Annotated in this window: 29 protein-coding genes and 6 pseudogenes; 9 read left to right on the plus strand and 26 right to left on the minus strand. The window is 67.7% G+C overall.

Annotated elements, in window-relative coordinates; translation table 11 throughout:
- From ABT360_RS30160 to ABT360_RS30180, 5 genes are all read right to left on the minus strand, one after another.
- Positions 1–117: DUF1048 domain-containing protein (locus tag ABT360_RS30160; protein ID WP_351823472.1), on the minus strand; the 117-nt coding region annotated here is incomplete at its 3' end.
- 1 nt (position 118) lies between these two features.
- The gene (locus tag ABT360_RS30165; RefSeq protein WP_351823398.1) at positions 119–475 is read right to left on the minus strand and encodes a DUF1048 domain-containing protein; all 357 of its coding nucleotides are present in this window, start codon (positions 473–475) and stop codon (positions 119–121) included.
- Positions 472–798, minus strand: a complete 327-nt coding sequence (locus ABT360_RS30170; RefSeq protein ID WP_123544950.1) for a PadR family transcriptional regulator — start codon at positions 796–798, stop codon at positions 472–474. The genes ABT360_RS30165 and ABT360_RS30170 overlap by 4 nt, the downstream gene beginning before the upstream one ends.
- Before the next feature lie 180 nt (positions 799–978).
- Positions 979–1209 (minus strand): hypothetical protein, encoded by a 231-nt coding sequence (locus tag ABT360_RS30175; RefSeq protein WP_351823402.1) that lies wholly within the window; start codon positions 1207–1209, stop codon positions 979–981.
- Positions 1210–1395: 186 nt separating this feature from the next.
- The gene (locus ABT360_RS30180; RefSeq protein ID WP_351823405.1) at positions 1396–1734 is read right to left on the minus strand and encodes a hypothetical protein; all 339 of its coding nucleotides are present in this window, start codon (positions 1732–1734) and stop codon (positions 1396–1398) included.
- 1071 nt (positions 1735–2805) lie between these two features.
- On the opposite strand from ABT360_RS30180, the gene ABT360_RS30185 reads away from it, so the two are divergent.
- Positions 2806–3213: a hypothetical protein gene (locus tag ABT360_RS30185; RefSeq protein ID WP_351823408.1), complete on the plus strand. Its 408-nt coding sequence runs from the start codon at positions 2806–2808 to the stop codon at positions 3211–3213.
- A gap of 36 nt (positions 3214–3249) precedes the next feature.
- Here ABT360_RS30185 and ABT360_RS30190 read toward each other — a convergent pair whose 3' ends face one another.
- From ABT360_RS30190 to ABT360_RS30220, 7 genes are all read right to left on the minus strand, one after another.
- Positions 3250–4032: a hypothetical protein gene (locus tag ABT360_RS30190; RefSeq protein WP_351823411.1), complete on the minus strand. Its 783-nt coding sequence runs from the start codon at positions 4030–4032 to the stop codon at positions 3250–3252.
- Positions 4029–4280: a hypothetical protein gene (locus tag ABT360_RS30195; protein WP_351823414.1), complete on the minus strand. Its 252-nt coding sequence runs from the start codon at positions 4278–4280 to the stop codon at positions 4029–4031. The genes ABT360_RS30190 and ABT360_RS30195 overlap by 4 nt, the downstream gene beginning before the upstream one ends.
- The gene (locus ABT360_RS30200) at positions 4277–4528 is read right to left on the minus strand and encodes a DUF6213 family protein (protein WP_351823416.1); all 252 of its coding nucleotides are present in this window, start codon (positions 4526–4528) and stop codon (positions 4277–4279) included. Before ABT360_RS30200 ends, ABT360_RS30195 begins: the two co-directional genes overlap by 4 nt.
- Positions 4525–6765 (minus strand): Mucin-19, encoded by a 2241-nt coding sequence (locus ABT360_RS30205; protein WP_351823418.1) that lies wholly within the window; start codon positions 6763–6765, stop codon positions 4525–4527. Before ABT360_RS30205 ends, ABT360_RS30200 begins: the two co-directional genes overlap by 4 nt.
- Before the next feature lie 91 nt (positions 6766–6856).
- The gene (locus ABT360_RS30210; RefSeq protein ID WP_351823421.1) at positions 6857–7279 is read right to left on the minus strand and encodes a restriction system modified-DNA reader domain-containing protein; all 423 of its coding nucleotides are present in this window, start codon (positions 7277–7279) and stop codon (positions 6857–6859) included.
- Positions 7280–7387: 108 nt separating this feature from the next.
- Positions 7388–7972 (minus strand): hypothetical protein, encoded by a 585-nt coding sequence (locus tag ABT360_RS30215; protein ID WP_351823424.1) that lies wholly within the window; start codon positions 7970–7972, stop codon positions 7388–7390.
- A gap of 37 nt (positions 7973–8009) precedes the next feature.
- Positions 8010–9332, minus strand: a complete 1323-nt coding sequence (locus tag ABT360_RS30220; RefSeq protein ID WP_351823427.1) for a helix-turn-helix domain-containing protein — start codon at positions 9330–9332, stop codon at positions 8010–8012.
- A gap of 315 nt (positions 9333–9647) precedes the next feature.
- Between ABT360_RS30220 and ABT360_RS30225 the strand changes: the two genes are divergently transcribed.
- On the plus strand, positions 9648–10178 hold the full coding sequence (locus ABT360_RS30225; RefSeq protein WP_351823430.1) for a barstar family protein: 531 nt from the start codon (positions 9648–9650) through the stop codon (positions 10176–10178).
- A 16-nt stretch (positions 10179–10194) separates the two neighbouring features.
- Here the strand turns inward: ABT360_RS30225 and ABT360_RS30230 are convergent.
- The 3 genes and pseudogenes from ABT360_RS30230 to ABT360_RS30240 form a co-directional block, all read right to left on the minus strand.
- Positions 10195–10986, minus strand: a pseudogene (locus tag ABT360_RS30230) (IS5 family transposase); the annotation flags it as partial.
- 38 nt (positions 10987–11024) lie between these two features.
- Entirely contained in the window at positions 11025–11390 is a 366-nt protein-coding gene (locus tag ABT360_RS30235; protein ID WP_351823475.1) for a UTRA domain-containing protein, read from the minus strand.
- A gap of 76 nt (positions 11391–11466) precedes the next feature.
- Positions 11467–11694, minus strand: a pseudogene (locus ABT360_RS30240) (hypothetical protein); the annotation flags it as partial.
- Positions 11695–12491: 797 nt separating this feature from the next.
- Here ABT360_RS30240 and ABT360_RS30245 point away from each other — a divergent pair.
- From ABT360_RS30245 to ABT360_RS30265, 5 genes are all read left to right on the plus strand, one after another.
- Positions 12492–12827, plus strand: a complete 336-nt coding sequence (locus ABT360_RS30245; RefSeq protein WP_351823433.1) for a hypothetical protein — start codon at positions 12492–12494, stop codon at positions 12825–12827.
- A gap of 370 nt (positions 12828–13197) precedes the next feature.
- Complete coding sequence (locus ABT360_RS30250; RefSeq protein WP_351823436.1) at positions 13198–14094, plus strand: helix-turn-helix domain-containing protein; 897 nt, start codon at positions 13198–13200, stop codon at positions 14092–14094.
- Between the two features lie 34 nt (positions 14095–14128).
- Entirely contained in the window at positions 14129–14524 is a 396-nt protein-coding gene (locus ABT360_RS30255; RefSeq protein ID WP_351823439.1) for a hypothetical protein, read from the plus strand.
- A 396-nt stretch (positions 14525–14920) separates the two neighbouring features.
- The gene (locus tag ABT360_RS30260; RefSeq protein WP_351823442.1) at positions 14921–15130 is read left to right on the plus strand and encodes a DUF6207 family protein; all 210 of its coding nucleotides are present in this window, start codon (positions 14921–14923) and stop codon (positions 15128–15130) included.
- Between the two features lie 141 nt (positions 15131–15271).
- On the plus strand, positions 15272–15787 hold the full coding sequence (locus ABT360_RS30265; RefSeq protein ID WP_351823444.1) for a hypothetical protein: 516 nt from the start codon (positions 15272–15274) through the stop codon (positions 15785–15787).
- A 945-nt stretch (positions 15788–16732) separates the two neighbouring features.
- Here the strand turns inward: ABT360_RS30265 and ABT360_RS30270 are convergent.
- Both ABT360_RS30270 and ABT360_RS30275 read right to left on the minus strand, forming a co-directional pair.
- The gene (locus tag ABT360_RS30270) at positions 16733–17914 is read right to left on the minus strand and encodes a ParB/RepB/Spo0J family partition protein (RefSeq protein ID WP_351823447.1); all 1182 of its coding nucleotides are present in this window, start codon (positions 17912–17914) and stop codon (positions 16733–16735) included.
- The gene (locus ABT360_RS30275; protein ID WP_351823450.1) at positions 17911–19161 is read right to left on the minus strand and encodes a ParA family protein; all 1251 of its coding nucleotides are present in this window, start codon (positions 19159–19161) and stop codon (positions 17911–17913) included. Before ABT360_RS30275 ends, ABT360_RS30270 begins: the two co-directional genes overlap by 4 nt.
- Before the next feature lie 457 nt (positions 19162–19618).
- Here ABT360_RS30275 and ABT360_RS30280 point away from each other — a divergent pair, with 457 nt between their 5' ends.
- Entirely contained in the window at positions 19619–20557 is a 939-nt protein-coding gene (locus ABT360_RS30280; RefSeq protein ID WP_351823453.1) for a hypothetical protein, read from the plus strand.
- Between the two features lie 73 nt (positions 20558–20630).
- On the opposite strand, the gene ABT360_RS30285 is transcribed toward ABT360_RS30280, so the two are convergent.
- Together ABT360_RS30285 and ABT360_RS30290 are read right to left on the minus strand one after the other, a co-directional pair.
- A complete protein-coding gene (locus tag ABT360_RS30285) occupies positions 20631–22508 on the minus strand; it encodes a hypothetical protein (protein WP_351823456.1) in 1878 nt (625 codons plus the stop codon).
- A 329-nt stretch (positions 22509–22837) separates the two neighbouring features.
- Positions 22838–23242 (minus strand): annotated as a pseudogene (locus ABT360_RS30290) (transposase); the annotation flags it as partial.
- 262 nt (positions 23243–23504) lie between these two features.
- Here ABT360_RS30290 and ABT360_RS30295 point away from each other — a divergent pair.
- Entirely contained in the window at positions 23505–24398 is an 894-nt protein-coding gene (locus tag ABT360_RS30295) for an NAD(P)-dependent oxidoreductase (protein WP_351823459.1), read from the plus strand.
- Positions 24399–24548: 150 nt separating this feature from the next.
- On the opposite strand, the gene ABT360_RS30300 is transcribed toward ABT360_RS30295, so the two are convergent.
- The 7 genes and pseudogenes from ABT360_RS30300 to ABT360_RS30330 all read right to left on the minus strand — a co-directional run.
- Positions 24549–24683, minus strand: a complete 135-nt coding sequence (locus tag ABT360_RS30300; protein ID WP_351823462.1) for a hypothetical protein — start codon at positions 24681–24683, stop codon at positions 24549–24551.
- A 237-nt stretch (positions 24684–24920) separates the two neighbouring features.
- Positions 24921–25102 (minus strand): annotated as a pseudogene (locus tag ABT360_RS30305) (hypothetical protein).
- Positions 25099–25269 (minus strand): hypothetical protein, encoded by a 171-nt coding sequence (locus ABT360_RS30310; protein WP_351823465.1) that lies wholly within the window; start codon positions 25267–25269, stop codon positions 25099–25101. The pseudogene ABT360_RS30305 and the gene ABT360_RS30310 overlap by 4 nt, the downstream one beginning before the upstream one ends.
- A 307-nt stretch (positions 25270–25576) precedes the next feature.
- Positions 25577–25780 carry a hypothetical protein gene (locus ABT360_RS30315; protein WP_351823468.1) on the minus strand — a complete coding sequence of 68 codons (204 nt, stop codon included), beginning with the start codon at positions 25778–25780 and terminating at the stop codon, positions 25577–25579.
- A 27-nt stretch (positions 25781–25807) separates the two neighbouring features.
- Complete coding sequence (locus ABT360_RS30320; protein ID WP_351823470.1) at positions 25808–26074, minus strand: hypothetical protein; 267 nt, start codon at positions 26072–26074, stop codon at positions 25808–25810.
- A pseudogene (locus ABT360_RS30325) lies at positions 26071–26519 on the minus strand (hypothetical protein). The gene ABT360_RS30320 and the pseudogene ABT360_RS30325 overlap by 4 nt, the downstream one beginning before the upstream one ends.
- Positions 26516–26698: pseudogene (locus tag ABT360_RS30330) on the minus strand (hypothetical protein); the annotation flags it as partial. The pseudogenes ABT360_RS30325 and ABT360_RS30330, both read right to left, overlap by 4 nt.

Consider the following 26698-nt stretch of genomic DNA (forward strand, 5'->3'; position numbering starts at 1 on the left):
GAACAGGTACTTCTGCATCTCCTTGTAAACGATTTGGTAGTCCGGCGGGAGTGCCTTGACCCGGGCCACGTGCGCCCGCCACTGTTTCTTGCCTTCGATGATGTCCTTGATGCTCACGTCAGCCTCCCAGCCGGTTAAGTTTCCTCGCGACGTTCCTGTTCAACTGCTCGCGCCACCGGTCGCGATAAGTCCGGGCCCCTTCTCCGCCGGCAAGCGCGGTGCAGAAGCCTTGGACGTCGTCGCCGAGCACCTCATGGACGCTCTGCCCGTCCACCGCTGCTACTTCGAGCAGCCCCAGAGCGGCGTCGAGGATCGGCATCAGGTTGCGGCCGGTGAAATCCCCGTAGGGGAAGAGGTGGGCAATGATCTGTCCCCACGCCGCCCGGTAGTCGTCCGGCAGGGCCTCGGCCCGGACTTCGAACGCCTTCCATTCCCTGGTGAGATCGCTGCCTGTGACCTTCTCCCAGAAGTTCATCCCCCGCCCTCCTTGAGACTGTCGATGCGTGATGAGAGGTACTGCCATTTCGTCCAGAACTTCGCGAGTTCCTCGCGTCCGGCGTCGTTGAGCGCATAGAACTTGCGCGGCGGACCGACCCCGGAGGGTCGTTTCGTCACCTGAACGAGCCCGTTCCTCTCCAGCCGCAGCAAGATGGTGTACACGGTCCCCTCGATGACGTCAGTGAAGCCGAGCTCGTTCAGCTGGCGGGTGATGGCGTACCCGTAGGTTTCCTCCCTGTCGATGATTTCGAGCACGCACCCTTCGAGCGTGCCCTTCAACATCTCCGTCAGGTCGTCCATCCCGGGTGCTCCTCAGCCTGTCGGTACTACGTGCCACCGAGTACCGCTATACGGTATCACCGAGTAGTGAAACGGCAAGGTCTCCGGTGGACGCAACCCCGGGACCGATCGCTGGGCGAGGGATCTGGTTCCGTCGAACGCTGCAGCCCGGTCATCGGTTGAGCTGACGGGTGGGCCGTCTCACCTCAACAAGCTGAACTCGACAGAGAAGTTCCCGGAGACTCGCTTGCGCAGCTCGTCCAGGCAGACCACCCAGCTGCTCGGGAACATCGCGGCGAACCGGGACTTCCCCGATCCGCCCGGGCCCACCGGGACCACGAGAGTGCCGGGGGTGAAAAGGGCCACCGCCTGGCGCTGTTCGTGGTCGGCGGCGTCCTTCAGGGAGGCGCTCTGATCACCGTAGCCAGCCATGCGGACCGGGCAGCCCTTCGCCGAGGAGCTCCATCCGAACGTCTCGTGCCGAGGGTTGGTGATGGTCGCGGGGGTCAGGGTCCGGTGCTGGAAGGTGATGTGCGCGGTCGGGTCGGTGCCGGTTATCGAGGCCTCCGGGGCTAGCGAGGGGCCGGTCTTTACGGCGTAAAGACCGGCAGGGGTGATCTACTGCGAGGCGGCCCAGGCCGCGTACTCCTGGCGGACGTAGCCGCGGGGGAAGGCGGTCCACTGAGCGTCATCGGGGGCGACCGGCCCGGCCGTGGTGCCGTGCTCGGTGTCGTAGCCGATGAGCTTCTGGATCCGCCGCAGGGCTCCGGTCTGCGCCTTGCCGTCGTCGGGGTGGGCGTTCAGGGTCTGCCGGTCGCCGAGCGCGGCGTACCGCAGCAGCCACTCACGCTTGGGGGTCGAGCGACGCAGCCGCATCAGCTCGTCTGCTTCCAGGTGCAGCGGCGGCGCCGTGGCGTAAGCGACTTCCGGGGAGGGCGGCGAGGCGGGGGCAGTCATGAGATGAGGACTCCTGTCAGTTCGTAGTGGCGGGCGGCCGTTGTGCCGCCGGAGCGAAATTCGGGTGCTGCGAGCGGAACCGTTCCGCATACCTCTATTATGCATAGTGTGAGTATGCATAACAAGAGAATGCATATTGCGGGCTCCGGGGATTGATCGATGCGCGCCTGGATATCGACAAAGGGCTGAGCGCCTGGAGCAGCCCTGGCAGGCAGTCACTCGCCGCGGCACGCTGCGGGACCGCGCGGTCCGGCGCGGGTTGCGCGGCCGGAGAGCAGCAAGCAACTGGGCAGGCCCCAGGGCGCACTGAGAAATCGGTCACACCGCCGGTCACCTCATCGGTCACGGCAGCGACGCCATCGGCCAGGCGATCAGTCACCAGCCAGGCGGTCACCGCGGCCTGGACAGCCGCGTCGGGCTGACCACTCCGGTGGTGCAGCTCCCGCCGGTGATGGGAATGGGGTGCTGCACGTCTGGCATGGCACGTCTCACCTCGGAACTCGTGCCACGAAGTATCCTCCGGCGGGCTTACCCAAAGGCTTGCCCAGCCCAAATAGGCAGGTGGGAGGACTGCTCACGTGCAGGGAAAGCCTCCAGTGTCGATCTCGGCAAGCCCACCGAGGCCCTGGGCAAGCCCCTCGTGACGGCCGATGCAACCTCTGGCAAGCCCCGGTCCGGGACGGGCGAGCCTGCTTCCGGGCGGCGCCTGATGCGCGGGCGGAGAGGGATGGAGGAGCGGCCGATGGGCAGGGCGGATCGGCCATGGCCGATGACCGACGACGGTGGAATCGGCCATCGGTCACGGCCCTTTGAATCGGTCACGGTGGCCGTCGGTCATCGGTCACGCGGTCGGCCATGCCGCCGGTGGCCGGGGAATCGGTCACATCTCCCAGGGACGCGGACAGGGCAGTGGCCGAGATCAGGCTCGGGCCCTCAGCTGCCAGTGCCCTGTGTTGCTCACTTCCGCACGGATGGAGGCGGGCGCGGGCGCCCCGGCTGGGGTGGTGCACAACAGGCCAGCGGACGGCTGGTGTGCCTGGGACGGTTGCGGATTCGACGACGATGGGCGGCATGAGCGAATCATCTTTCGAGTACCGGCAGGCCCGCCTCGAGCAGGGCGCCAACTGCGTCAGCCCCCGCGAACTGACGCTGTATCTGCGCCGGGTCGCCATGGACGCCCAGAGCCTGCGGCAGGGCCTGGCAGAGGCCGTCACCCACGTCTTCGCCGGAGCCGCGCCGCCGAGCGAAGGAGCGGGGGATGGTCCCTATCTGGCGGACCGTGTGGAACGGGAGCTGTTCGAGGACACGATGGGATCGGTGGATCGGCTCCTGGTCGCGGACCCAGCCGTTGCGAATGCGCTGCGGCTCTCCATGCGCCTGCTGGAGGACGCGGCCGATGCCGCCCACGTAGTTGGCGCGCTGCTTGAACGGCCCGACGGCGGGGCCGCGATGGACCGCCTGTCCTCCGAGTACGGGTGAGGCCCGGAGCGGTGCCTCCGGGCCTCGGCTCGACCGCTACCTGTTTTCGCTCCAGGCACGGATCTCCAGGCCGACGATCTGCGTGCCCGGTTCGATGCGGCCGGTGTCGACCAGCCACTTCTGCACGGCGGCGGTAACGTCTCCGCCGGCCGCATCGACCCAGGCCTTGAACTGGACGGCATCGAAGCCCTGCATGCCTGAGCCGGGGCCACCGACGTTGTTGCCGTAGGCCCGCTCTTCGGTGCTGTCGGGCCGCTTGACGACGTTGCGACGCACACCCGGTGAGTCAGCCAGACGGCCGGCGTCGTGCTTGAACGCCTTCTTCTTGGCGCGAACCGTGAAGGCAATCCGGCCGCCGTACCGGGCCGCATCCTCCACTACCGGGTACAGCCGGGATGCTCCCGAGGCGATGTGCTGCCTCCCGGCACGCGCCAGCGATGAGGTCCACTCCTTGTGCCGCTCTGTGCCCTTGCCGACGGTCTTCTCAGCACGCACGACCTCCTTCCCACGTACGCGTGCCCGCTTGCCCTCCCTGGTCAGCCTGGGCTGCACATAGGCGGCAGCCAGTCCCTTGAGGCTTTCGATGCTGCGCGGACCACCGGCCTGGACTTCCTGAACGACCGCCCTCAGCGCCTCGACGAAGCTGGCGCCCTTGTTCTTCGTGAAGAACTGGCTGACCAACGACGGGTTGCGACCGAGGATCTCGCCGACCTGCTTCTTCGAAAACCCCTCCGCCATCAGCTGTTCGGTCAGCCGCGCCGCCTCATTGCGCTGGCCCCGTCGGCCGCGACCGACTGCCCGCCTCTTGCGCGGCGTCATGCGGCTGCCTCCTCGTCCTGGTCGTCGGCGCACTCGTGATCGGAGTACGTCGTCGTGTCGTCGTCGAACTGGTCGTCACCCGAGGAGCCGCAGCCGTGGCAGTGCCATTCGGCGCTCCAGGTCACCTTTCCGTCGCGGCCACAGTCGTGCCCGGAGGACGCGGTGTCCTCGTCCTCCCACACCGCCTCGCCGGACGCGCCGCACTCCAGGTGCTCCCACGTGCCGCCCCAGGCCACTCCCGCGCTCACCGGTCCCCCTCTTGACGCGCGGGCAACCGCTCCAGACATGACGTGTCGATGCCGTCCGCGAGCCTGTCGAGGTGCTCGGAGAGAGCCACGACCGTAGGCCAGTCGAGATCAGCGCCGCCGCTGCAGGCCACCTCCTGCCACTGAGCGGACACAGACCGCAGCATCCCGCTGACCTCATCCGCCGGGACGTGCAGGCGACCGCCACTATCAATCCCGAGCTGCAGGCCGAACACCACCTCCCTGCTCACTCGCCCTCCCCCTCCAGGGCGGCACGGCCCAGGCCCTGCAGCACGTAGAACTCCTCATCGGACGTGGGCGTCGTCTGCTCCCAGTCCAGAGCGCCCTTGAGCAGGTAGTCGCCGGGCTCGCCGCTGTACGGCCAGCTCGGGCGTACCGAGCTGTAGACGGCATCAGTCCGGAAGGCGAGGATCGACCCGGCCGGCAGGTGCAGCGCACCGGCGCGGGCCGGCTTGCCGGTTGCCGGGTCCTTCGTGCCGGTCGGGCCGGACAGCAGGGCGGCCCGGGCCGCTGACCACACGCCGGCCGCCCATTCCGGGTGCGCGTACGGGTCGCGGGCGAAGCCGCCGTTGCGCTCCCAGGTGACGTGCGTGTCCGTCAGGCCGGTCAGCCGCGCGCCGTCCGGGATCTCGGGGACCTCGCCGTGCGGGCCGAGCTCGATCGAGCCGGTGGTGATGCGGGGCCGCTGAGCGAAAGTCCCGATCCCGTACAGCAAGATGCTGCGGACCGCGCGGGAGGCCAGGCGCGCGGCCTGCCGCTGCTGCTCGTCACCGTGGACCTCGGCCCGGGCGCGCAGGGAGCGCCACGCGTCCTTCAGCTTGTTCGACCAGTCCTTGAGCGGGTCGCCCTTCTCCCAGACCAGGCCATCCAGGATCTCGATCCGCCACGGCTGGAGCGGGTTGCGCAGCGCCAGGTTTACCTCGGCGCCGCCCGCCCAGGTGGTGAAGGTGCGGCCGCCCTCATACGGGTAGTGCCAGGCCCGCTCCCCAGGGGCGGGTGCCGGCAGCAGCCCGACGTGGTCCCAGTCCTTCGGGATGGTCACCCGCACCTGCCAGTGCGAAGGCGAGAACAGAGCGTCGGCTTGCTCCTTCTCGCTCATGGCGGCGAACGCGGCCGCGGTCACCCGCTGCGGCACGCCGACGCCGGAAGTCCACGTGTGCTTGGCGTAGGCGAAGGTGCGGTCGGCCTCGTACCAGCCGGGCACCCGCTCGGGTACACGCGGCGGGGTGATCAGTTCGGTGCGGCCCTGTCCGGCGGTGGCGTGCAGCAGGCCGCGGATCTCCTGCGACATGACCGGGTAGCCGTCCTCCCACTTCGCGCCGGCCTTGGCGGGGATGGTCCGCGACCACAGGTCCCGGCCCGTCTGCGACGGCGAGCCCATCAGCACGACGTCGTCCCAGTGCCGGCGCAGCGCCTTCCACAGTTCAACGAAGGCGGCGCGGACGGTGGCCGGGTCGGCGCCTGCCGGGTCGAACCACTCGCCCACGCTGCGGATTTCGGTGTGCTGGTCCTTGCCGCGCTGCCAGCGGCCCACCGGGTTGCGGGGGTGGACCAGGTGCCCGGCCTGCCTGTCTTTGCCACGCGAGGACTCCACCTGCCAGCCTTCCGGCAGCGGCCCGTTCAGCCACTCGGCCACAGCGTCCTTGAGGAACTGGTGGCGGGCGGCGTTCTGATGCCAGGGGTCGCCGGCCGTGATGTAGATGCGCTCCACATCCGCCGGAACCGTCGCGTACACGGCGGTGAGGATCTCGGCGACGCTCGCGCGCCCCAGGTCCAGGGTGACCGTGCCGGCCTGCCAGACGAGCACGCCGGTCGCAGTGTCCAGGAAGGCCATCTGCCGCGCGGCCTGCTTGAAGTTAGGCCGCTTCGAGGTCAGGTTCGGCTCGGCGTAGATCCACCGGTCGCCGTCGGCGCCCTCGGGGATCGACGGCAGCGTCCGCTCCTGCTCCCCGTCCGGCACGACCGGCGCCGCGGGGGCTGACGCAGGGGAGGGTTCGGTCACCGCGGCGCCCTCAGCGACGACTGCCAGGTCATGGTCCTGGACCTCGGTGTCTTCGATCTGCTGCCCGGCGTCGCTGGCGTGCACCGTGGGCTGCGCTGCGGGGCGCAGGGCGGGCGCGGGTGCCCCGACCGGTTCCTTGATCGCCTGTGCAGGGGGATCCGGCTCGGCGTCTTCGTCGGAGACCGAATCGGTCGGTGATGGCTCCGCCGGCCGGCTGGCGGGCACGTCGGGACCGAGAGACGGGACCAGAGCAACCACGTCGATCACGGACAAGCCGGCAGACGTCGCGAGACGCTCTGCCTTTGCTTTCTCGTATGTACCCAGCGTCCGGACGTTGTCGTCCCGTTCAGCGCGCAGCTTGTCGAGCTCGCTCTGGATCTTCGCCAGCTGCCGCTCACGCGGTTTGATCTCGTCGCGCACCTCGCGGAGCTTCGCGAGCCCGGCGGTATAGGCCTTGCTGTCCATCAGCAGCATCCCTGGTAGATCGAGTGGGAAGACCCGCCGTAGGCGCCGGAGCCGGCTTCATCAGGCGGGGTTGGTCACGGCGCGAGAAACATCAGTCGGTCTGCGCGTGACGGTTCCGTGCCTCTTCTCGGAGGTCCTGCAGGCGGCGACCGCTGGGCAGGTGGATGTACTGGCCCCACCCGTTGATGTCGCTCCCCGTCTGCGCCTTGAGCGCTGGGGAGGGCTGCGCGAAGACGCGGCCGTCAGCAAGCTCCACCCAGCCGTCAGCGGTAATGGTGGCCTCATGGGTGCGCTGCCGGCGGGGTTGGTGGTGCTGCAGCTTGTCGCCAGGCGCCGCCAGTCCGGCCTCAATGATGAACATCAGGGAACCCGAGCCACGGACCTCCTGCTCCGCATCCGGCTTCTGCTTGCCCAGAAGTTCGCGGCGCAGTACGTCGTTGGGGGTGTCGACGAGCGGTTCGCTGTGCCGCTGCAGGTAGGCGAACACCTCGTCGTCGATCTCAATCTTGCGCACGGCAACACCTCCACTTAGAACTTTAGACTCCAAAGTCTGGCAGTTTTAAAGCGAGGTGGCAAGGTGATTGCCGTGACACATGGACGACAGCGAACCCACACGCACGCGCTACAGACGCGGCCGGCGTCGTCGGCGGGCACGACGGGCTGAAATCAGGTGCCAGACCTGAGCGACCTCACCCTGTGGGAGCTGCTCGTAGAGAGATGTGGCGTAGAGGCGGTCTTGCTCGCGCAGGGCTTTCCAGCGGGGAAGGTCCCAGTCCGCCAGCGGTACGAGAGGGTCGCGGTGTTGGGAGATCTCCTCCTCACAATCACACTCGCCCAGCTGGACGCGGATGCGCGCGTGAGTGGCGGCCGGCACGGGGAACTCAGCGATCATCCTGCCGAAGTCCTCCCTATAGTCCGGGTGGTCGGACCACATGCGGGCGATGCCCGCCAGGGTCCGCCACGTCATCTCAGCCTCGCCGAGCCCGACCGCCCGGAGGTTGAGCCGTGTGTGCTCCGCAGCAAGCCCGGCCTGATAGGCGAGTACCGAAGCCATCCGTTCCACGTCACTGGTAGGCGCCTCGGTGAGGTGGGCGGCAAGACGCGCACGGACGAACCGCAAGGCATCCTCTACCAGCCGGCTGCTGAACGGCTCCGCAGCAAAGTTGCCAGGCTCCGGCACACGGTAGCCAGCAGGGGAAACACTCATCCGACCCGCTCCTCAACACTTGATCGATCTGCTGCTACTAGAACGGCGCATGAGCACTTTCGTCTCGGCCCTGCGCCGCCCACTCCCGCTCAATCACATCGAGGCCCTCGTTCAGATGCCCATGCCACTCCCGGCACGCCGAGCACAGGCCGGTCGGTTCCTCAGGTCGTACACGCCGCTTCGACGTACCGGGGATCCCGCAAGCACCGGCACACTCGGGCCATCCCAAACATGTCGGGCACTTGTCGTACCCATCGGCAAGAGCGGGGCTGCCGCAATCGACGCACTCGGTCAGAACTCGCTGCACCTCGCCCGTCCATGCCGGAGGCGTCCACGTAGCGGAATCCGACCGGCCGCCGTGCCAAGGCTCGCCACGGTCGGTCGACATCTGTGCGGGAATCGGGGGAGCAGATGCGGGCACTGGGCCGTCGGCTGCACGACGCAGACGGCCAGCGATGATCGCCTCCCGACTCGTCTTGATCTCTCTAGGCCATGGCCGCCCCGCGACGACCTGGCGAATCTGTACGGGGCTCCAACCGGCCTCCAGAAGGCCGGTCACCACCAGAGCCTGATCCTGCAAGACCTTCCCGGTCAGCAGAAACTCCGGACCGCACTCCTGCGCGATCGCACTAAGGACCTCCACTCCCGGCGAAGTCTGCACAGTGGCCTTCGCGCCAGTCAGAAGCTGGGCAGCCGCTTCGCCAAGGTTCTGTTCCTCTAGGGCGACGCTGGTCCCGTCCTTCCCTCCGTCCGTTCTCGGGTGGTCTGAGCGATCCGCAGACGAAGGGGCTGCGGAAGGACGGAGGGAAGTCTGCGGGTTCTCTGAGGGATCAATGAGGGTTAGTGGCTCATCCTGAGCCGGGGGTGGGCTCATCTTGACCCGGGGTTGGGCCCAAGTTGAGCCGGGGGTGGGCTCAACTTGAGCCAACAGCAGGTCAGGGCCGGGCTCATTCTGAGCCTTCAGCTGGTCAGAGGCTCCGCTCTTGGCCTTCTTGCGCTTCGTCGGCAGCGGGGTCTTCTCAGCGAACGTGAGCTGCTCGACGACGTTGTCGTCGTAGGCCGTCCTCGGCCGCGCCATTTGCTCCAAGAGTCGAAGATTCACCCGGGTCAGATTCGTAATCGGGTCGCCCGTGACCGGATGGACACGCCGCACCGAGCTGATGAGGCCCTTGTCGACCAACGACTTCTTCACGCGCTTGACAGTGGCCGCTGACGTCCCGCAGTCGTCCACCAGCCGCTTCTGTCCTGGCCAGCAGTAACCGTGATCATCCGTGCGGTTGCAGTAAGCCAGGAGCAGCAGCTTCTCGGCACCATCCAAGCCCGCGGCCGCGAACACGAGGCCCATGTGCGCGGCAGTCATCGCATAACCTCCGGCACCCGAAGGGCAGCGCCCCTGTGGCCGCCCGGTACTCGAAGCTCAGCGAGCCGACGTTCGAGGGGCACTGGGATCCCGCGATCGGCCTGGTCAACGTGAAGCGATGCCGGCGTCGGTCCGCAGTGGCACATGGCACACCTCCAAGTGGATGTTGTGCCGTGAACATTGCTCACCGGGGCTTGCCCAACGGCTTGCCCAGTACACGGAAAGACCAGGTGGAAGGCTTGCCCATCGCTAGGCCTGCTGGGCAAGCCGGATGTGCGGTGGTTGGAGCTAGGCCGTTTCGTTTGGATCTAGACTGTGGCGCTCGCCGCTGTCACCGGGCTGACGGCGGTCGACGGCCTGATCAAGCAAGGGAGGTCGGCGGTGCACACCGCGCCCTGGTTGCACGTAATTGCGAAGCAAGGCGCTCTGCCTGTCGATCTGCTGCTTCCCGTGACCGGAAGGACGTACGTAGCGCGTATCAACGGCCGGAAGATGCACGACACGGACGCTGTCTTCCAACAGTTCTACGACGGACTGAAGCTGCCGGATTACTTCGGATGGAACTGGAATGCCCTCTCCGACTGTCTGCGCGACCTGAAGTGGCTGCCTGCGGACCACTACGTACTGATCGTTGAGGCCGCGGAAGAGGCGCTGTCGGGCGATTCCTCCGAACAGCAGCTGCTCTTCAACACTCTGCTGCGGGCAGGGCAGCGATGGTCCTACACACAGCGGCCCGAGGGAATTCAACTCGGCAGGCTCGTGATTGTCATGTCGTGTGACGCCGCATCCGTCCCGTCCCTGCAGGGGCGGCTGCGATCATGCTTGGCAGAGACGGCATCGTCATAGGGCCTCATCTCGCGGACCAGAGGAAGATGCCCGCGACGTGAAGTCCGGCCAGGTAGATGGTCGCGGTCTTCTCATAGCGGGTTGCGATGCCGCGCCACTGCTTCAGACGGTTGATGCACCGCTCGACCGTGTTGCGCTGCTTGTATGCCTCGCGGTCGAAGGCGGGTGGCCGACCGCCGCGGCTGCCCCGACGCAGTCGGTGGGACAGGGATCACCGCTCGGGTGCCGCGCTTGCTCAGGTGGTCGCGAATAGCGCGTGAAGAGTACGCCTTGTCGGCCAGGACCACATCCGGCCTGGTACGAGGTCTACCGCGCTGGCGTGGGATGCGCAGTCTGGCCATGACGTCCGGGAAGGCGGGTGCGTCGCCGACCTGGCCGGCGGTGAGCACGAAGGCCAACGGGCGGCAGTCGCCGTCGGCGGCGAGGTGAATCTTTGTGGTCAGACCGCCGCGGGAGCGGCCGATGGCATGGTCGCCAGGCTCGCCGGCCGGAGCCCCTTTTTGCGGGCCCCGGCCGCGTGCTGGTGAGCGCGCACGATCGTGGAGTCCACCGAGACAACCCAGTTCAGGTCCTCATCAGCATCAGCGTGGGCCATCAGCGCGGTGAACACCCGCTCCCACGTCCTATCAACGGCCCACATCCGCAGCCTGTTGTAAACGCCCCGCCAGTTGCCGAACCTCTCCGGCAGGTGCACCCACTGCGACCCGGTTTGAAACTTCCAGGCAATCGCGTCGATCACCTCACGGTGATCCCGCCACCGCCCACCCCGCTTCGGAGCCCGGTCCGGGAGCAAGGGCTCGATCCGCATCCACTGCGCGTCACTCAACGGCACACCCGGACCAACGCTCAGATAATCCGAACGAAACGGCCTAGGTCAACCCCGTATTCCAGCAGCTCGCCGTCGGCGTCAAAGAAGGACGCGGTCAGCACGAGGATCGCCGCGACGGTGTCGGCCTCCAGCTCCAGGAGCGCCAGGTCCTTCGCCGTGGCGATTCGAGCCGTCTCCTCATCCACGCGCTTAACGACGCGGCGCCCCGTGGCCCGAGCGATCAAGTCCAACGAGAGGCCGCCCTTGAGCCGCTCGCTTCGGGCCAGTTCCGGTACGGCCTGGGCGAATTCGGCCGGAATCCACGAGGGGACCATCCCCGCATGCGCGGGGAGCAGGTCGTGGTCGGCGTCGTGCCCGACGACAGCCTGGGACCATCCCCGCATGCGCGGGGAGCAGTCCAAGCTTGGGCAGCGCCTTCGGGTCGCGGTCGGGGTCGCGGTGCCACTGGATGAACGCGCGTGCGGCGGGGCGGCGGGCGTCGCAGGCCGGGCAGAGTTCGGCAGCACTGAGAACCTTGGCGGTCACCTTGGTGGTCTCGGCTCCGTCGATGAGCGCGCGGACGGACAGTCGGCGTCCCATGACGGCGATGAAGGCCGGCATGTTGCCGATGCCGCTGACCGGGATGATGACCAGCAGGGGGTCGAGGCCGGTGCGGCCTTGGCTGACCAGGTAGTCGGACATGCGCATGAGGAAGACGAAGTCGCTGCTGCCTTCCACGGCCAGGAGCGGGCCGGCTTCGAGGAACAGGTGCTGCGCCACGGAGTATCCGAGCGCCGCTTCCAGGCCGACGGCTGCCCAGAGGGCGAGGGCCGTGTCGGAGGGCGTGGGGCGCGGGCTTCATCATGTTGATCCTGGACGGCCCCAGAAGCTACCCCACGACGCAAGCACGCCGATGTGCTAACCGGCGAACCTCTTCGCTTCCTTGCTGTTCCGGAGACATCCCTCCTGCTCCAGTGTCTGCGGGGGACTCGACATCGAGCCCACGACGTGAGCATTCGGAGTGGTCGCCCGTCTGCACCACAGAGAGCAGAGGGACAGGGTCTTCATGAGTCGGGGGAACACCGCCTGGGCGGTCGTCCTGGGAAGGGGTCGGGGGCGTGCGCTTGGGTGTGTGCGCTGTGGCGGGTGGGTGGCGGGTCCTGGCGGCGGGCACGTGCGCGGCGGCAGCAGAGGAGCGTCGCGTTGGGATTGCATGTGGGATTGCACCCGATAAACACTCGATTCGTGACAATGTCGCCGCGCTGTGATCGTTCTTTGATCTGATCAGATCGCTCTGGTTCGCGGGGTGTCCGGTGATGCGCATGGGCAGGAGGGTGGGCGGTTCGGAGGGTGAACAGGGGTTTGCGTACGCTGCTGGGCGCATGCGGCCATAACCCTGAGTACGCGTGGCGCTGCGGAGCGGTGGCGAGTTAAGGTCCCGCTCACCGGTGTACGCCGGAACGACAAGGACCCTGGCACGGGGCGTCCAAACCACAGCCAGGGCCTTGTTCAGCAACCGCGATCCCGATCGCAACGAACATGAACCGCGCCTGGAAAGGGACTACTTCATGCCCTACGACCGCAATCGCCTCCAGCGCCCTTTATGGGGGCCGGAATCAGGTGCCGACGCTATCATGACCCCGTTTTCTCCAGGGGAAACGCGTAGAGACGATGACTTGACAGTCACGGCACGCGGTAGTGCGTTCATTGCGCTGCCGGTCCTGCCCATCATCGTCATCACAGGAGTCCGCGACCCGGCCGTTCTGGGAGCTTTGGCCATGGCTATTTCGGTTCTGGCCGCAGGGACGCATCTCGTCTACAAGCGCGTTCGTCGCTTCTGAAATTCGCCACCCCCCGCCGTGCGCGCTGCCGTGACCGCGGCGCGCGGCGATGGGGACCTGCGATCAGACGCAACCCGCCGGGCGGAGTTTTCCGCCCGGCGGGGCCATCCGCGACCGCCTCGTACCTCCTAAATTCCCTCCGCGTTCCCCTGAAAGAGGCACCCGCATGCCCTCCGGCACCCCGCGGCAGCAGACTAGGCAATGCTGCAAGTGCGGCAAAGAGTACAAACACACCGTCAGGCCGGGCCGCCCCAACAGTTTCTGCTCCCCCGCTTGTCGCACGGCCGCCCGCAGCTCTTCCGCCGAACCCCCAGACCGCACCCAGCACGAGGCAGATCTCCGGGCCACGATCGAGGACCTCCACCTCGCCGTGACCAGACTGCTGGCCAGCGCCCACGACGGCGGCGACTCCGGCAGTCTCATGCGCCAGGTCACTGACCTGCAACGCCACATGCAGGATGTCGAAGCAGCCATCGTCGCCCGAGGACGAGGCCGCGGTGACTCCTGGGCCGACATCTGCCGCGCCACCGGCCGAGGAGCCGAGCGGATGCGCAAGAAGTGGAACCAAGACGCCGTCGCACGTCGTCTCGAACGCGCTCGAGCCGCACGAGTCAAACGGTCCGCTACAGCCTCCGACACCCCGCTGTCCCGGTCGCCGGGCAACGCCGGAGGGCCAGAGGCTGGTGCCGACTCCCCGCGCCCTCCGAGCCAGACACCCGCCCAGCAACTGGCCGCCGCAATGTCCTTTCTTCAGCGCGCCACCCAGGAACCCATCAAGGAAACCGCCCTCAATGTGGGCATCTCGCCCTCCTACCTCTCCCGCATCCTCGCCGGCACCCGTCGGCCTTCCTGGCCGGTCGTCGAACGCTTCGCCGCCGCCTGCCACGCCAACCTGGCGGAGCTGCGAGACCTTTGGGAGGCAGCACAAAGGCCCCCCGACCTCGACACTCCCCCACGCGAACCTGCGCCCCACGACCCGGAAGAAGCGAAGGAGAAGTTCCACACCGCTCTCAGGGCGCTCTACCTCGCCGCCGACCGGCCCGATCTGTGGGCGATCCAGCGGATTACCGGGGCCGGAAAGAAACTGCCCATCAGGGAGATCACCCGCACACTCAATGGCAGCCACATCCCGGACTGGGAGAGCACCGCTCGTCTCGTCCTCGCCTTGCGCGGACGCCCAGCTGAACTCCGCCCACTGTGGCAGGCAGCCACCACACCGCCGGAATGCGCCGACAGCCCACACCTGCCCGCCGCCGCGTTCGGCTGACCGCACCGATCGTGACCGACCCAAGGGGCCACCCGTGAGCCGTCACTCCGCAACATGTCATCCCAGCCCCAGCCTCTTGGCCTACGAGGCGTTCTACACCCTGCACTATCCCCACTACCTCGCCTACGCCCGCGCCCATCTCGACAACGGCCAGGCCGACAAGACCGTCACCTCCGTGTTCGATGCTCTCTTCACTGCCTGGCCTTCGGTCATCAGCTCCCTCAATCCCACCGCTCGAGCGTGGGAACTGCTCATCGACCACGTACATGGCCAGGGCACCGGCCACCCCACCAGCGGGACGCTGCCCTCTAACACGGACCTGCTGACACTGACAGCACTCGGATACAGCGCCGAACACAGTGCAGACCTCACCGGCCTTCCCTTGGGCAAAGTCTGCTCCCTCTTAGGACAGACGCGCGTAACACCCTGACCAGCCGCAGCAGACCGCGCCGGGGGCGCCACGGAGCCCGGCAAACTGGCGTCCGTCTTCAGCAACGTGTGCGGCCGAGGTATCGCTTGGCCTGGAAGACAGGGTCCGGCAGAACTCGCTCTCCCTGGCTGGGTGAGCATCGGCTCCACGGACAGGCGCAGCACCACCAGGGCCTCCCGGTGGAAAGCCGTGCCGACCGGGGTGGGCACGGCTCCCCGACAGAGGGGGTGCAGCCCGCCCGGTCCTATGAGCGAAGCGCGGCCGCCCCTTCCTGTCTACGGCCACGCCGCCCTGCGCGCGACCGGCGCCGGGCGAGTCGGTGGCTTGAGTCCCTCGTACGGGTTGTCTGCCCGCGATCGGCGAACCGGCCGACCGGGCGGAATCGTCGGTCGGGGCATGGAGATCGATGAGCAGCGCATCGCCGAGCCCGGGCTCGTGGTCCTGGACGTCGCCGCTGCGGACGAGGACACCGTCCGCGCGGTGATGGAGGTCCTTCAGAAGCAGTGGGCGACCTCCGGCATCACGCCGGTGTGGCGTACGCCGGGTGAGCCCGGCGTGAGGGCGCGGGTGTACGCGGACGTACGTCGTCCCGGCACCGGGCGCTAGCAGCCCCCGGCGCCGCTCGTACCGGTGGTGAGCAGCTCCTGACCGTCCTTCTCGTTTTCCACATCGGCGGAGCTCGTCGGGTGCGAGGATCGCACCCGACTGGATGCTGCCCCCCATTCCCCTTCTGCAGAAAGGCCCTTGGTGAGCCGTACCGTACGCACCACCGCACTCGCTTCCGCCGCGCTCGCGTTTGTGGCCCTGGCCACGCCGAGCCAGGCCGCCTCCACCACCGGCGCACTGATGCTCACGCACGTGCGGCCCAACGCCGCCGGCGCCGACACCCGCGACGGCACCCAGCTGAACCTCAACGGCGAGTTCTTCATCATCAAGAACGTCACCACGAGGACGGTGAACACCGGCGGCTACGTCCCCGACATCACCACTAACACCTACGGCCGCGCCCTGCCCTCCTACAATCTGCCGGCCGGAGCGAAGGCGTACGTGCACACCGGCAGCGGCCGCCACTACCGCGACAGCAGCGGCGCGCACCACATCTACCGCGGTTACGCCCGCCACGTCCTGCTCAACACCAGCACCGCCAAAAACCCGGACCTGCGGCTGAAGAAGCCAGGCAGCCCGGACAACAACACGAGCACCGGCAGCATCACCGCCTGCAACTGGAACACCGCCGCCGACGGCACCACCTACGCCTGCTGACACCGCCGCAGGCCCCGTGCCGCGGCAGTTTTGGGGCTGGGCGCAGGTCGACTCGGCGTAGTCGATGTCGGTGACTGCACCCAGCCCTTGGGCTCGGCCGCCTATCACCCTGGGCGCGTTCTGGAGGGGTCGGCTACAGCTCTCTGGACCTCCGGCGGGGCGACAGCGGTTCGCCGCGATCCGACGCCGCCGTGCCGGGGACCCTACTGATTCGAATTCCGTTCACCAGCCGCTGTTGGTCGCTGCTGGCGAGGTGGCCGACTCCGTCCGGGAGCGTATGGTGCGTTCGCGTTCGTACGAGCCTGTCGATGGCGCGGGCGCAGCCGTACGGACTCGTTCGCCCACTCCAGATACTTGAGAAGGCGCCCATAGGCACCTCCGGACTGGCCGCCGTCTATGTTCCCGGCAGCGGTGTGTACGGATCGCAGGGACTTCAGGACGTTGTCCCGGTTCGCGCCGGGTATGGGTGTGACCAGCATCCGCCGATGATCGCAGCGCCAGCACGGATGCGCCGGGGTTTTCACATCGTTCAGGTTCGCGGGTGTCCGGTGATGCGCATGGGCGAGAGGGTGGGCGGTTCGGAGGGTGAACAGGGGTTTGCGTGCGCTGCTGGGCGCATGCGTGCGGCGGCGTGGCACGCGACCCGCGCACGTGCTGGCTTGGCTCAGGTTCAGCAGGTGCCGTTGTGCGAGGCCGGTGCGAGGAGGGTCCGGACTCTCGCCTTCACTCTCGGAGGTCCGCCTTTCGTGGTGCTGCTTCATCTGAGACCTCACGAAGCGAGGGGAGGGGCCGGCTCCTCCTAGGAAGAGTCGGCCCTCACCGGGCGGACCTGCACAAGGCGGCCATGCCATTGCGGTGACGGCGACCAGGCAGCGGGGCGACAACTTCGACCCGGTCATGATCTTGCGGTAGTCCATGGAGAGGCCCGTCCCCGTCGAGGTATGGCTATGTGGTCAGGCGATCGGCAACCTGACGCAGGATCACAGCGAGGTCTCGGCGGTGCTCAGGTAGAAGCCCGCGACGAAGGTCCTCCGCCACCTCGTCCACGCCGCTGGTCACCTGGAAGTACCGCTGCAGCATGGCGCTGCGTTCCTCGGCGTTTAGGTGACCCCGTGCGTAGTCCATCAGTGCCGTACCGTCACTCGGCAATGCCAGCGGGACCTGTTCCGGGGATTCAGCCGGCTGGGCAGCAGGCCGCGGCTCTGGCACCGGTGCTTTGGTTGTCGCGACGACGGTTCCGCCTACTGGGTCCGGTGTCGCGGGTACGACCGACTCGGTCGGAGCGCTCTGGGACTGGGGGTTATCACGGCGTGATAGGTCGCTGGGAGCTTCGGGCTGTTGTGGAGAAGACTCGTTCTGCGGTGCCTGAGGGGGCTGGGGGTTATCACGGCGTGATAGGCCACGAGCTGCTGCTGACTTGTTCTGCCTCGCTTGGGCTCGAGCATCGGCCTTCTCGCGCTGCTCCTCAGCAGTCAGGTTAGAGAGGTTGCGGACATCCTCGATCTTGCGACGGCCCGTGACGAGGTCGGCTTGGAGGGCGGGATCGAGGTCGAGGATCGAGAGTTTCGAAGAGATGGTTGACTGGCCGATCCCGAGTCTCTTGGCCGCCTTGTTCTGGGAGCCGTAGAACTCGACGAGCTTCTTCAGTGCGTGAGCTTGCTCGAGCGGGTTCATGTCGTCGCGGTGGACGTTGGCGACGAACGCGGCTTCCAGGAGCGACTCATCCGTAGAGACAAGGTCGTTGTTGACGGTGACGCGGATGGTGTCTACGCCGGCACGGCGTGCGGCTTCGAGCCGTCGGTGACCGTCGACGACGATGTAGCGGGCACCTTCGTCGACATCATTCGCACGCTGCGGGCGCTCGGCGAGGTAGGCGTCCACGGTGGCTACCGTGATGGCGTTGACGAGGCCGATTTCACGAATGCTGTCGGTCAGTCCGTCGAGCTCGCGGAGTTCTTCGCGTGGGTTGTCAGGGTTTTGGCTGATCAGGTCGAGGCTGAGCTTGGTGGGGTCGGGTACGCCTTCGGTGGGAGCTCCCGTTGCGGCGCCGATGGCGGCTCGGCGGGCGCTGATGGGACGTGCTTGGGCGAACGATGCGCCGGCACCGAGACTTTTGGCCTTGCTCACTTGCTGATCTCCCGGGCGAGGGCACGGAGGGCGACGGACTGCTCGCACCGTGGTGCGTAGGCGAGCAGGGGTTGCTTGGCGCGGACAGCTTCTTTCTGTTCCTTGAGGTCCCCGATGACGCCGACTACGCGAGGATCCTTTATGTCCATCCATGACTGGAGGGATGAGGTGGCGATGAAGCCGCGGCGGGCGTCGTAGTGGTTCACGACCAGGCCGAGGTAGTCGACATCGAGAGTGAGGTCGTTGCGCATGTCCTCGATCTGCGAGGTGAGCAGCCCGTAGGCGTCGGCGCTGCTGTCTTCGGCCTGGACGACGATGAGCACGCCGGAGTTGCCGGGTACTTCTTGGGGGCGTCTGCGTCCGTAGTAGGTGGCCGCGTCCATGCTGAGCCCGAGGCTGGGCGGGCAGTCGATGAGGATGACGTCGTAGTCGGATTCGACTGCGTTGAGGGCGCGCTCGAGAGCTGCTTCTCGCGCGCGTACGGAGGCGAGGCGTACGTCGAGCAGGAATGCGTCTGCGCAGGCGGGGAGAAGGTGGAGGCGTCCTCCGAAGCGGTCATCGTCGATGGTGACGATGAGGTCGTGGAGGTCACCCTTGGCGTCGCCGGCCATGTGGTTGGTGAGGGAGTCCCCATCCATGGGCAGAGGTTCGTGCCCGAGTTGCTTGGTGAGGTGGCCCTGGGGGTCGAAGTCGACGAGCAGGACTCGCTGGCCGAGGCCAGGCAGGTCCTCGAGTGCGAGTGGATCGTTCGGGTGGTCGCCTTCGTCCTCTAGGAGGGCGGCGAAGTGCTTGGAGACGCGGACGGGTACGAGGATTGTGGGGTCTTCAGCCAAGGCCTCACCAGTGCCTGCGGTGATGGCGGTCTTGCCGACGCCGCCCTTCTGGTTGCAGACGACGATGCGTCGGACGATCGCTGGCCGTTTCACGGCAGGCGCTGGGTGGTTGTCGAGCCAGACCTGTACGGACTGGGCCAAGCCCTGGATCAGGGAGACTCCTCGGTTCTTGCAGTCAGCACGGAAGCCGGACCATTGCTCGACCGGCAGGAACGTGGCGAAGGATTCTGCCCCCGAGGTGTCAATGGGCGTGAGGTTGGAGCCGAGCCCGCGCCACGCGGTGATACCCGCGTCTACGGCTTCCTGCATGTCAACGCCGTGCTGGACGGCACGGACCTTGAGCTCTTGGCGCAGCCAAGAAGGCAGCTTGGAGACGACCTTCTCCCGGTCGCCCCTGGTGTCAGGTGACGTCATGAGCGTCACTGTACTAACGGCATAGATCACTTCAGCGCATGACACGTTAGTTAGCTGGCATTTGATGCTGGGGGGTTATCACGCCGTGATAAGGCAGCCGTCGTTACAGCCTTCGAGGAGCTATCACGCCGTGATAACCCTGCTGCTGCGCTCCTCGGCAGGGCCGCGAGAAGCGCAGTCGGCATCTGCCTCTGCCCAGTGCTGCATGGGGGCTATCACGCCGTGATACCTCAACACGGTCCTGGGAGTGGGCGGTCCGGCAGTGGGGGAGGGGGGAGGAGAGCGACCCCTTTGGTGGCCGGGCACCTTCTCACGGCTTCCGCCGCGCCCCCGCGCCGGCGGTCGAGGCGCCTGACACCTCTGTACGGCAGGACGCCCGCACCACCCGCCGGTAAACGCCGGCGTCCTAGTGTGTGAGGGCACCGCCTGCCAGCCAACCAGCAAGGAGCACCAGGCTGTGAATATCGAAATCCCCCCGCACGTACGCAACGCCGCCAGCCAGTTCGGGGACGGCGTCCCCTACGCCCTGAAGGTTCTGGGCGGCCAACTGGTCGACGACCCGGACATGGGCGAACCCTCGGGTCTGCCGGGCATCCTCACCGTGACAATCGACGGCGACTTGTTCGAGGACTGCCCGGCCCTGGCCATCGGCTACATCCGTGAGCCCGACCGGATCGAGATCCGGTATGTGAACTTAGCCCCCTCCGCCCAACCGGCCGAGCTAGCCGAAAACGCCCAGGAGCAGGAGCAGTCTGCTGATCCTGCCGACGCTGCGGTCACCGTGCGGGAGATTGCCGACGCCTGGCAGCGCGTCACCGGCTGGCTTCAGCGCAACGCTCCCGACTCTCACGCCACGCTCCGCGGTGGCGCCAGCTACGCCGCCATCGCCGCGCTGGGACGGGACCTCAACGTCGAGATACCCGCAGACCTGCGCGCCCTGTGGTTGCTGAACGCTGGTGACGACGGGGTGAACGGCGCGGGCTGTCTGCCCGGCAATCAGGCCCTGATGACCCTGGACGCCGTAGCTGCCTTCTACCGGCAGCAGATGGACTCCCAGGCCCACCAGGACACGCTCAACGCCCGCCGTCCCGAATATGACCGGATCACTGTGTGGAAGCCGACCTGGATTCCGGTTGTCGCCTTGGGTCCGGCTGACAGCACCTCGGGCCTGTATCTGGACGCCGCGACCGGCTACCTGGGCCGCTGGTCCCGCTATAACGAAGCTCCCGGCGAGGAGCTCGACACGCTGGTCACCTACCTGGAAGACATCGCCGACATGCTCGAAGCGCCCGCCCTTGCCACGCGGGACAAGCCCGGCCTGGTCGGTGGGGCGCTGGTATGGGGCAGCAGGATCGACCCCGCGCAGGAAGACCGGTGGCAGCCCCTGAGCGACTGACCACACACGAGAAGGGGGCCAGCCGTTTGGGCTGGCCCCCTTGGTGCTTCACCCTGCCGGCGCTCCGGCTACGTCAGCCGATCTTGCGCCACGTGCAGGTCGTCGCGGTCGAGGTGCAGTGCTCGTATCCCGGAAGGGTTACGAAGAACCCGTCACCGTCCAGCATCCGCCACGACGGAGCCGGGAACCCGGTGAACGCCCGCTGGTTCTGAACGCTGGGGATTGCCGCACGCCCGCACCGTTCCGTACCGCTCGGCCCGTTCGTGGCCGTGCGGGTGTCAGCGAGGATGCCGAAGTTCGCCGAACCGTCGCCCATCTTGTCGGTGTACAACTGGGCGCACTTGCTGCCCGATGTCACCAGGTTCACGCTGTTCGGGAAGCCGCCGGACTGGTGAGTCGAGGCCATCGCGAACTCATCGCAGTCGACCGATCCCACTGACGCATCGGACGGGTGGACGCTCCAGGTGCTGTCACACACGCGGGCGCGGCTGTTGTCCGAGGTCCATGTTCCGCCGGCGCTGTTCTTCACGGGAGTGTCCGGTCCCAGGTAGTCCATCAGGCTGTCCCACCGCTTCGAGCCGGCGTGATCGGGCATCACCTGCTGCATGTACCAGTAGTACGCGCCGGCGGCCGGGTACAGGTTGGTGTCCAGTGTCCAGGTCGGATTGAAGTACGGCAGCACACAGCCGGGTGCCGAGCCCTTGACGATGTCGTCGCAGCGCGGGGCGAGCTCGCGGACGCGTGCGTCTCCGCTGGTGCCGAAGTCGGCGGTTGCCGAGGAAGTCAGGCTGGCGTCCACGGTGCCCCGGATGGCCCATCCGAGGTCGATGGTCTCCTTGCCCGTGCCCGACCAAGTGGTCTGGACGGTGCCGTAGCGGGCGTTGAGAGGACCAACCTCGGAGAAGCTCCAGTGGCCGGTGGCGGCGGCGCCGTTGATGTCCGTCCACCGCGTCTGTGAGGTGGTGCAGGAAGAGCAGTTGTTGCTGGGCAGCCACGTGAGGTTGACGCCTTGGAGAGCAGCGTCGATGTTGCGGGGCATCGCCACAAGCTGCTGGTCGAACTCGGCGAAGTCCGATCCGGAGGCACCCTTGTTGGGGTACGTCTTGATCCGCTGTTGCAGGTCGAAGGTGGCTAGGCCGAGGGCGGGCAGATCTGGGTCGGCGTCCAGGAAGATCAGCGTGGCGGAGCCGAGGTTCTTCAGGCACGCCTCGCTGCGGGTCATGTAGTCCTTGCCGAGCGGTTTGCTTCCGCACCACGAGACCAGGTCGACGGGGCCGGCAAGCCCGGCCCGCGGGGATGCTGCGGGCTCCTTGCTCTGCTTGGACGGCGGGCTGATCTCGATGCACAGCTTGCGGCCTTGAGCATCGACCGTGGAGCAGGACCGTTCACCGGTGGCCTTGCGGCCTGTGAGAGCGACGGTGCCCGGGTCGGTGCGGGTGACCTCGATGTCGGTCTGGGCCAGCGGGTCGATGGTTGACGTCGTCTGCGGCGCGGGGAACTTCATGTACGGGTCGATGCGGAAGTCCGCCCAGGGAGACCAGGTGGTCTCGTACAGGCTGCCGTCGTAGGCGGAGGTGCGGAACTTATACAGCACGCCAGGCTTCAGCTTGCCGTACGGCACCGTCACCTTCGCCGTGCCGCCCGAGGCAACATACGGCGACACCAGCACCCCGTGCTGACCCGACCCGTCGAGGTCGACCTGCGCCTTGGGAGTGCCGTCCGCGTTCGTGGTGTACACCTGGAACGTCAGGTTGGCGGTGTCGCCGTCCGCGTCGGTCACGGTGTTCCGCAGCACCACATGCGGGGTGATGACCCGCCAAAAGGTGCCGGACTTGGCAAACTTGGGGCCAGCCGACGGTGTCTTGCCCGACACCGGCCGATCACCCCCGGCGGCGATGGCAGCCAGGTCCTGCGGCCCGGCTGCCGCCACCGCCGCCGGAGATGCGGCCAAGCCGGGTGTAGGCGGGGTAGGGGCCGCTGCTGCAGTGCCCATCCCCGCCAGTAGCGCCAGCGCGGCACCAGTAGCAACGTGCCGCCACGCCGACGTACGTAAGGGTTTCACTTCGTCAACTCCCTCTTGTCTACCGCGTTGTTCGCACCCAACCACCTGCCGAACACACATACGAACACGTGGTGTAGAAGGAAGTCCACCAGGCGTAAGCAACTGACCGGAAACCACTCACTGGGGCAGTGACCAAAGGCCGGAACCGTCCGCAGTGCCTCCGCCATGGATGACAGTCAGCCCATGCACCCAAGGCCAGTAACCGGCGCCGACGCATCCGGCTCCCAGGAGCGCTTGCCTTCACCCCGGCCGAATGTGTGGCAAAAGGCCCGGTCGGCACAGGTGTTGGCGTCCGGCCGCGGCCACGGCGAGACATCCACCGCCAGCACCAGCCGGCCGTCCGCCGCCCTCGGCAGCGGTATCCCGGACAGGGCGCGACGCAGTCGGGCAACATCGATCCTGCCTCGGTTGAGCCCGCCGTACAGAGCTCCGTGGCCGCGGCGGTGCTCGGCCGCGAGCGCGAGATCGACCAGTGTGCGTACCGGCCCGTCCGTGCACAACAGCGCGTCGCATAACTCGAACAACGCGTCGCCCCGCGCGGTCATGCACGCGTACAGCTCCGACCGGAAGTGTGACACTTCCGCGAACGCATCCCGTAGGGCGCTTTGATGCACAAAACTCACGACCACGGCCTTCGTGCTGTTCCCATGCCTCTGTGACGGAGCACAGGATCAGACGAAGGCCGCCTACGTGTCCGCTGAACAAACGCCGATCAAGTTCGAGCTCCGTTCGACGCCGGACCAATCAAGCCCCCGCCGGTGAGCGCACGGCCTGAGGTCTCCCTTGACCTCAACTTCGGTTCAGGTTCTAGCGTGACGTTTTGTGCAGCACCAGTGGCGGCCCTGGATGGGCTGGAGCACTGCAACCGGGGAGAGAGCGACTTTGATGAACACTGCCTCAGAACGAACCGATGCCCAGCTGGCCGTGACCGTGATCGGTTTGGGTGAGATGGGCTTCGCACTCGCCGGCGCATTCCTGGATGGCGGGCACCCGACCACGGTGTGGAACCGTACGTCGGAGAAGGCCGACCCTTTGGTCGCCAGGGGGGCTGAGCGGTCCGCAACTGTCCGTGACGCCGTTGCCGCCAGTCCTCTTGTGGTGGTCAGTGTGAAGGGGAATGCGACGGCCCGCGCGGTTCTGGAATCGTCGCGCGACGTGCTTTCCGGCCGCTCCGTGCTCAACCTCACGGATGGGACATCCTCAGAGGCCAGGGCCGTGGCCGAGTGGGTCAGGGACCAAGGCGCGCAGTATCTCCATGGGCAGATCATGACGATCGCTCCGGGCATCGGGGGAGCGGAGACGGTGATTTTCTATGGCGGTTCCGACGTCGTGTTCAACCACTTTCGTACAACGCTCCAGCTCATCGGTGGCCGGGGAACGCTGATCTCGGCCGACGCTGGCGTGCCGGCCCTGTACGGAATGGCCGTGCACGGCACTATGTGGGGCACGCTCAACGGATTCCTGCACGCGGCCGCTCTGCTGTCCAGCGAGGGGATCCAGGTGAAGCGGTTCCTGGACGACGCCGGCCCGTCCGTTGACGCACTACTGGCGTCCTTCCCGGTGATCGCCGACGAGGTCGACCGTGGTGAGTACGCGACGCAGTACGGAGCACTCCAGCACCACCGGCCCTCGGTCGAGGACCTGGTCCGCGAGAGCGGGGCGCGGAACATCGACGTCGGATTCCCCGGTTACACCCTCGGCCTCGTGACCAAGGCCGTGGAAGACGGCCATGCCAATGACAGCTACTCGCGTCTGATCGAGCACTTCAGGAAGCATTGACTACGGGTGGACGGCGCTGCCTGCTGAACGTTGGCGCCTTTGCACCGGGGGCCGGTCGATGTGGTGGTGGGTGACCGCGACCCGGGCGCCGGCGTCCTGCATGCGTCGGCCGACCGCTTCGGCGATGGCGGGGGCGCGGTGGCGGCCGTATCAGCAGTTCACCAGGAGCTGGACTGGGCGGCCGTCCCCGGCGGCGAGCAGGGCGGTGAGCTCGTGCACGGCGTCGTCGACGATGCGGGCCGCGCCCGGCGTCGCCAGGACGTAGTCGCGTACGCCAGCGTCCATGCCCGTCTGGCGGGCGACGACGTCGGCCAGGGCCGGGTCGTCCGGCGGGTTCAGCAGGGCGTTGGTCAGGTTGATGGACAGGACCGCGGCGCGGTAGCGCGGGGGCGGCGGGTCCTACCAGCGGGCGCCGAAGGAGTCGATGAACACGTCGTACACGGGGCCTCCAAGCCTCGTACGAAGGGGTCGAGCGCCGCGCCCGGCCGGGAAGGGCGGGCGCGGCGCTCGAGGTGGCGGGTGCTACTGGGTGGGGGTGTCGGTGACCACGAGGAACTGGTCGCTGAGGGGTCCATCACGACGCGGGCGGCAACACCCTGGTCGCGCTGGGCGGCGGCGTATTCGTCGGCGGGCCGCGAGCCGCGGGGGTGGCCGGCGGGGAACCGCTGAAGGACGGTGCGCTGTGCAGGAACGGCGGTCGTCATCGAGTGCCGCCGTTCTCGTAGGCGTCGATCAGCGGGCCGATGAGGTCGGCGCTCGGCGCCTCGCCGACCCACTCGCCAGACGCGAGGAAGACGGGTACGGCGTCGCGGTCGGCGTTGAAGATGACGACGTACGGCCCGTACCGGTCGAAGATCAGCTCCCGAGGCACGGAGACCGGTGCGGCAGCCAGGACCTCCAGCGCGTCGACGGTGGGCCGGGCGGGCGCGGTGGGGTCGTCGGGCTGGGCGAGGGTGCCGGTGACGCGCAGCAGGTCTCCGATCTGGATTCCGGTCAGAAGCAGTTCGGTGATGTGGGGGTTGTCGGTCGAGCAGACGAGGACCGTGTCCGGGGCGTCAGGGGCGGTGGTGTCCGCGTCTGCGGGTCGGACGATCAGCTCGAAAAGGCGGCGGTGCCGCGCGGGCCGGGGGTGGGGAGGGCGTCGACGTAGCCGTCGACGGCGAGGTGCTTGGTGTCCATCAGCAGTTCTCCGCCAGGGTGTCGGTGGGGCGATGGGAGCGGGGTCGGGTGGTGCGCTGGGCGATGTCCAGCAGCTCGCGGTTACGCCGCTGCTGGGCGGGCGTGAGCGGGCGGATCTTCGTTCCGTGCCGGTGCCAGAGCGGCGAGGCCGGCGGCTCGGGGCAGGCGAGGGCGTGGTCGACGTCGCGGGTGGTGTTGCTCATGGGGGCCTCCATGTGGAGGTGAAGGGGTCAGGCGTGGCCGGTCGTCCCGCCGCCCTTGGGCGGGTCGGAGACGAACCGGGTCTCGCCGGGGTGCCGCGAATTCCAGAGCTCGGCACAGACCTTGTGGACGGGCTCTTTGACGTGGGACCTCAGCGGGGTGGTGGTGCCGCACAGCACGCACGGCGCGGGCGGGCCGAAGTGCGGGCCGTGGCGCCAGTTCAGGAGCTGGACCGGCACCACGGGCTGCTCCGGCGGCGTGGGCACCGCGCGCAGATGGCGGCGCCGGGCGGTCACGGCCGGAAGTCGGGGAGCTGCTGAAACACCTTCTCCAGCAGGTCCGGTGTCGGCTTCCAGGGCCCGAGCTGCCCGGCGGCGGGGACGGGCAGCGGCAGCGGCAGCTCCTGGACGTCGGTGAGCACCAGGTGCCAGGCGCCGGCCTGCGCCCACGGCGTGCAGGGCGGGGACCCGTCGGGGTCCTGGTGGCAGTCGCCCAGGCGCGCGATGCCGATCACAGCGCCGGTGGTCAGCTCCCGGCCGCGGATCGTACGGGCGATCAACGGCAGGCGCAGGGCGGGCGGTCGATCCGCTGGCCGGCGTGCAGGAGCATCCACCCCCGCCAGGACCACGGCCTTGGGCGGTTCTCGATGCCCTTGGCGCCGGTGAGGATGCAGGCAGCGTGCGGCTGCTGGACGCTGATGCCGCGGATCCAGTCGCCGTCGGGAAGGGACACGGTGCTCATGCCGCCCGCCCCCACACGGCCGTACCCGGGCGCCCGGCGCGGCGGCCGTTGATGGACGGCACCCCTGCGTGCGCGGCCTCGGCAAGGATGGCGCGGCCGGAGTGCTTGCCGTCGTACAGGGCGGCGTCGGCGGCCCGCTGCAGAACGGACAGGTCGCGGCTGTCGAGGACGTCGGCGGC

This window comes from Streptomyces sp. NPDC000229 (genome assembly GCF_040300825.1).
Classification (GTDB): Bacteria; Actinomycetota; Actinomycetes; order Streptomycetales; family Streptomycetaceae; genus Streptomyces.